We start from the raw sequence: 1378 nt of genomic DNA, 5'->3' as shown, positions 1-1378 counted from the left end.
CGCGGTGGGCCGGGCGACGGCGCACCACCTGTCGACCTCCTCGTCCGCGCCGGTGCGGTGGCGACCATGAACCCGGACCGGGAGATCGTGCGGGACGGCGCGGTCGCGGTGTCGGGCGGTCGCATCGTGGCGGTGGGCAAGTCGGCCGACCTCGCCCGCGCCTACGAACCCGCCCGGGTGATCGACGTACCGCAGGGCCTGCTCACACCGGGGCTCATCGACGGCCACAACCACCCGCACGACTACCTCCTGCGCGGGGTGATCGACGATGTCGGCGACGTACGCGTGCGCGCCACCGAGTACGTGGGCCCGTTCGACTACCGCATCACCCCCGAAGAGGCGTATGTCTCGGCCCGCGCGAACTTCGCCGAAATGCTGCTGAACGGCACCACCTGTTTCTGCGACGCGGCCGGCCCGCACCCCGACGCGGTCGCCCGGGCGGCGATCGACACCGGAATCCGGGGCATCGTCGCGCGCCAGACCAGCGACCTGCCCGGCCCCTTCCAGGCCGCGGCCGGTGATGTCGACACGATCGTCACCCGCGCCGTGGACACGGTGGGGCGCTGGAACGGAGCGGCCGAGGGACGTCTCCGCGCCTGCCTCGCCCTCGATCTGCCGTACAGCGTCACCGACGAGCTGTGCACGGCCGTCGCCGAGCAGGCCGGTGCGCTCGGCGTCGGCATCGTCGGCCACTTCCAGGGCCTGCGGTCCGACGTGGCCGGGGGCGGGCGCAACCCGCAGGTCGTACGGTACGAGTCGCTCGGGGTGCTGTCCCGCGCCCCGCTGCTGTCGCACGTCGGGTGGCTGCCGGCCGAGGACATCTCCGTCTTCGCCCGCGACGGCGTCGGCGCGGTCCACTGCCCGACACCGGCCATGTTCGGCGGCCTCGGCACGATCGGTCACGGGAGCATCCCGGAACTCGTCGCGGCCGGAGTGCCGGTCGCGCTGGGGACGGACGCGGCGTGCGTCAGCCGGTTCCTGGATCTGGTCCGGGTGATGTACCTGGCGGCGTGTGCCCATCGTGACGCCCGCCAGGACCCGCTGGTGATCGGTGCGCACAAGGCGTTCGAGATGGCCACCGTCGACGGAGCCCGTGCGCTGTCCTGGGCGGACGAGATCGGTTCGCTGGAACCGGGCAAGCGCGCCGACCTGGTTGTCTTCGACACGACCGGGCCGGAGTGGCAGCCGCGCGGGCTGGCCAACCCGATCGCCGATCTCGTCTACAGCGCCACCGGGCACTCGGCCCACACCGTCGTGGTCGACGGCAGGGTGGCCGTCGACGCGGGCCGGCTCACCACCGTCGATCCCGATGTCCTGGTCGCCGAGACCGACAGGACCACCGCCGAGGTTCTCGACCGCCTCGGATTCACGGCGCGTC

1 protein-coding gene is annotated in these 1378 nt (G+C 72.9%); it reads left to right on the top strand.

Annotation, left to right across the window (positions count from 1 at the left end):
• On the top strand, positions 1-1378 hold a 1378-nt coding region (locus ACWF94_RS40530; protein WP_453500308.1), incomplete at both ends, for an amidohydrolase family protein.

This window comes from Streptomyces sp. NPDC055078, assembly GCF_053607985.1.
Note: the sequence above shows the minus strand (reverse complement) of the source record. Positions and strands in the feature narration are given on the sequence as shown.